4 protein-coding genes are annotated in these 4,391 nt (G+C 36.3%); 3 read left to right on the top strand and 1 reads right to left on the bottom strand.

Annotation, left to right across the window (positions count from 1 at the left end; all coding sequences use genetic code 11):
• Window positions 1–596: 596 nt before the first annotated feature.
• The 3 genes from KKD20_00720 to KKD20_00710 all read left to right on the top strand — a co-directional run bounded on the left by KKD20_00720 (window position 597) and on the right by KKD20_00710 (window position 2,046).
• Window positions 597–800 (top strand): hypothetical protein, encoded by a 204-nt coding sequence (locus KKD20_00720; GenBank protein MBU4331635.1) that lies wholly within the window; start codon window positions 597–599, stop codon window positions 798–800.
• Window positions 801–881: 81 nt separating this feature from the next.
• Window positions 882–1,307 (top strand): hypothetical protein, encoded by a 426-nt coding sequence (locus KKD20_00715; protein ID MBU4331634.1) that lies wholly within the window; start codon window positions 882–884, stop codon window positions 1,305–1,307.
• Window positions 1,308–1,635: 328 nt separating this feature from the next.
• Entirely contained in the window at window positions 1,636–2,046 is a 411-nt protein-coding gene (locus tag KKD20_00710) for a hypothetical protein (GenBank protein ID MBU4331633.1), read from the top strand.
• Window positions 2,047–2,058: 12 nt separating this feature from the next.
• Here KKD20_00710 and KKD20_00705 read toward each other — a convergent pair.
• Window positions 2,059–4,391: carboxypeptidase-like regulatory domain-containing protein (locus tag KKD20_00705; GenBank protein MBU4331632.1), on the bottom strand; the 2,333-nt coding region annotated here is incomplete at its 5' end.

Raw genomic sequence — 4,391 nt, 5'->3', positions numbered from 1 at the left:
CAGCACAAGCCCCATTCGCCCAGGCATATCAGCTAGTGGCTGACCAACCTTTGGCTGGAATGCCAGGGCTAGAGAGATTTTAAAAAGCCCCATAAATGGGGCTCATATAGCCCTGTTCACAGGGCTTCCAAAACAAAAAAATCTAGCCCTGTGATTTATCACTGGGGCGGCGGTTGGCAGCCATAGCTCCTTTTCCTCATGAATAAGATTATCACTTACCTCGGTTGATTTGCGTATAATACAACTTTTATCTGCGGGGGTTTAAATATTTGTTTATCATGAGGAAGCCAACTAATTCTTAACCTAATGCGCAAACAACTCAAAAAGAAAAAACGCAGTTGCGCGCTGTGCAAGCCGCATAAGACTTGTGGTGCTAACAGGTGGAAGCCCAAGGAGCTGCCTTCTTTGAAAGAATTTGAAAAAGAGAAACCCTTCAATTAACTCAAGGTTTAGCGAAGAAAATTTTAAAAATCGCCATCTCCGCCTCTCGGGCGAGACAAGCCAGCGATTTTTTGCTTGTCTTGAGTTTATTGAAAGGATATAATAAAAAGAGATAAGTATTAAAATAGGTATTTAAATAAGTATTTCTAAAATTTATGGCTAGACGAAAAATAGAGAATAAAAACATTAGGAAACTGAGTCGAATAGGAAATAGGAGCATTGGTTTAACTTTGCCGATTGAGATTGTGCGGAAGCTTAAATGGCGAGAAAAGCAAAAAGTAGTGGCCAACAAAAGAGGCAAAGGAATTTTAATAACAGATTGGCCCGTTTCAGTCAGACAAAATAAGAAAAAGAAATAACCCACCTTGTCTGTTTTCTTGCTTTCTTGTTTTTTTGCATAATGCTATAATAAAACCACCTAACCTTTAAAAATAATTTTTATGGAGGAGAAAAAAATTATAAATAAAAATAACCCCCAATCTAAAATCAAATGGCACCATCGGAGGTGGTTTTGGGGAGCGGTGCTGGGAGTGGTGTTTGTTTTGGTGTGTTGGTCTGGCATAGATTATCTTTCAGATATAAATCCTAACTACAAGCCTTGGAATTTAATCTCATCATTTTTTTTCCAGTTACCGACGGGTCTATTTATAATCACTGGAGTTAAGGGTAGTACTACGATGTTTTATCAACTTATTTATACGCAGCTGTCAAAAGCTTATTTGGTAATTTATTATATTACTCTCCTTGGTTTACTATTTAAAACTCTGCAAAGAAAGAAGGTAAAAATTAGATATCCCTTGATATTATTAACTATTATTATTATAAGTTCCTTTGGTTTTACTCTTTTAAATGCCTTTAGTAGTTAAATTGGTATCATCAAAATCCCGCGGCATCAACCACGGGATTTTTTTACCCCGTAAAATTGCCGAAGGCATTACTTCATGGGGTAAATTCCTGATTTTTTTACACTTTTATTCCGCGACTTTGTTTAAAACCTCCACCTCAAACTTAAAATTTTTAAATTCCGGAACATAAATAGCCCAGGAATAAATTCCAGGGCTACAATAACAAACCCCATTAATGGGGTTTAACATAATAGCCCAGTAATTCTTGTTCCGTTGGATAGCGGGATTATTGCTGGGTGAATGGATTTCGTGCTATAATAAAACCACCTAACCTTTAAAAATAATTTTTATGGAGGACAAAAAACAAGATAAAAAAAATGGTGCCAAAAATCAAAAAATCCCCTGGTATCGGAGGCGGTGGTTTTGGGGGATGGCAATTTTAGCCGTGATTATTATTACGGGATTCTTTTTTTATCAGGCACCTCAAAATGACCTCCGATCCATCATTGATTTAATTGGAGGAATGTTTTGGTTTGTGCCCCTTGGTATTATAGTAGTCATTTTAGCAATAACAGGGGTTAACTCTACTTTATGGCCTGCCATTCTAATTATATTTAGGATTCTTTATTTATTACTTCTTGCTCTTTTACTTTACAAAGCTTTTTATAAACATAGAGTAAAGATTATTTATCCTGTATTAGTCATTATTGTCCTCATCATTAGTGTATTCTTTGGAATTCTCGCGAGTTCTTTCGTCTAGGGAATCTGAAATTTATTCCCACTCAACAATTTTATTCAAAACCACCATTTTAAAATTAAAGTTTGGTGGTTTCTTTTGATCTAAAACAAAATCAGACCCAAACTCAATAATTTGATCTTTAGTAATCATTTTTGGCGGCAGGAAATATTCAATATAGGGAGCAATTTCTGGTTTTTTCTCAATTAATTTGCCACAAATTATTCTCGGCATTCCTTTATCTTGAAAAATCTTTTTTATTTTATCTTTGAGCTTCGAAGGAAAATATCTTCTAAAATTTTTCTCTTCTTGGCCCAAGATTTCTTTAATCTCCTTTTCATCACCAATAAACCGGCATTGAGGATAAGTATCACTGATATCAAAGTAGGGCTTGCCTTCAAAAGTATAGCCATCCGGGTCTTTAACAGTGACACCTTCTTTATCTATTGAATCTATCACTAATCTTAAGGGACCTTTGATATCTTCTTCACTTTTATTTCTAATTCTCACTCGTCTGGTCAAATCTTGTTTGCCCCAGCCAGTAAACTCCTCTAAAAATTTCTTGCCTTTTTCAATTATTTTCTCAATATGTCCTCCCCAACCTCTATCTTTTATTACCTGAACTTCATCGGTTATATCCTGCCATTTTTCTACGCCAATAGCATATCTAGAAAAATGAGTGGTGTTAAAACTAATGGTGTTATTTTCTAAATCTATTACGGATGGAATTTTTTGCCAAAGTTTTTGCAGGTCGTCAAGACCAAAGGCATCTAAAAATTTTTCTTCCAACCCCATTATATCTATTTCTTCTGGGTCATAACCAAAGGTTGCCTCTGCGTTAAAAGTATTATTTTCTAAGTTTGATTCAATGTCCCAGAAATGAGGCAGGAAAGAAATTTCTTTAATATTCTTACCGATTTGAATTATCTCATCGTGAAGGTCAACAAGGATTGTGGTGCCGATATTAACCGCTTCATCAAAAACTAATTCTGTTTCTTGTTTGATAAAGTTGAGAACATAAACACCCGTCTCCCATACTGTCTGCTGACCAACCTTATCTACGCCAGCCCATTTAATGGGTTCAGTAAATCTATTGTATTGGGAAGGATAAAGGTGGTTACAGCCATTAAAGCCCCACATTCCCACAAAAACACCCCACTTACCTCGATATCCGGTTACCCATTTAGGTAACTCGTTTTCTTTAAACACGACGATATATTCCCAATTAGTATTGTCCAGATGAAGTCCATTAGTTGATGTTCGATCATCGGGAAAACCAGGGATTGGGTGTATGCCATTATCTCCATCATTGGGATAATTGGCATGTGAGCCAATTCCTACAAACGAGATAACTTGATCATTTTGTTTTACTACTTCTGAGCTATCCCACGATTTTCTTACCGATGTATACTGAAGTTGCCAGGGTTCTTCTATTCGTCCCCTGTTATGATGCGATGAATAGGCAATATATTTAGGTTGACCATCTTCTTTGCTTATAAAAATCATTACAACCTCCCAATCGCCCTCGTGATTGTTAAGGCCACCTTTTTCTTGCCAATCGTTAAAAGCATAAAAGTACCAATATTGCAACACAATATATTCTTCCCCTGTTTCTTCAACTTTATCAGTCATTTTTATTACATAGCGTGCGTATTTAACCTCACCATTATTTTTCATCTGTTCATACTCTATGCTTGCCTTTTTGGCATCCGGCCATTTAATAGCTAAGTCCTCAACAAACTGCAAATAATACCCAGACGAATCAATCCCTTCAAAGTTTAAATCGTCCAAAGTAACGGGGTTAAGTATACTCTCGTCCTTCAATAATTCATCAGCCGCCGCGCCATGCGAATCCCACAACGAACAATGCCCCACATAGGCCTCAACATTCATCGGCTGATAAGTTTCATCAGGATGGAGATAAAGAATCGGTTCGTATTGTAAAATAAGAGGGTCAATTTCCGGTTCTTGGGCTTCGGGTTCAAGATAAAAATCAAGGGTAACTGATGACCATGAATTAACTATTACATTTTGAGATTGGGTTAAATACCCTGGCTTAGAAACTTTCATTAGCCAGTCACCAAAGAAATCACCTTCAAAAGCATATTCGCCTTGAGTATTTGAGGTTCTCATATCCCAGACTTCATCTAATGCATCTACTTTAAAAAGTTCTATTGACGCTCCTTCAATTGGTTCTTGGGTTTCAGCCTCTCTAATAGTGCCATAAATATTTCCCCAGATTATCATCATTGCTTTTACTGGTTTAAAAACAAAAAAATTTCCAACCAGCGTGGAAATCATAAACACAAAAATAATCACCAGAATTTTAGGGTTACTTTTTTGAAAATGCATGTTGTTTTCCTCCTGCT

It is taken from the genome of Patescibacteria group bacterium (assembly GCA_018896645.1).
GTDB lineage: Bacteria > Patescibacteriota > Patescibacteriia > UBA2591 > JABMQE01 > JAHIMF01.
Note: the sequence above shows the minus strand (reverse complement) of the source record. Positions and strands in the feature narration are given on the sequence as shown.

Coding starts and splice junctions, on each gene's coding strand:
- KKD20_00710 (MBU4331633.1), top strand. CDS start 1,636: ATGGAGGACAAAAAACAAGATAAAAAAAATGGTGCCAAAAATCAAAAA.
- KKD20_00715 (MBU4331634.1), top strand. CDS start 882: ATGGAGGAGAAAAAAATTATAAATAAAAATAACCCCCAATCTAAAATC.
- KKD20_00720 (MBU4331635.1), top strand. CDS start 597: ATGGCTAGACGAAAAATAGAGAATAAAAACATTAGGAAACTGAGTCGA.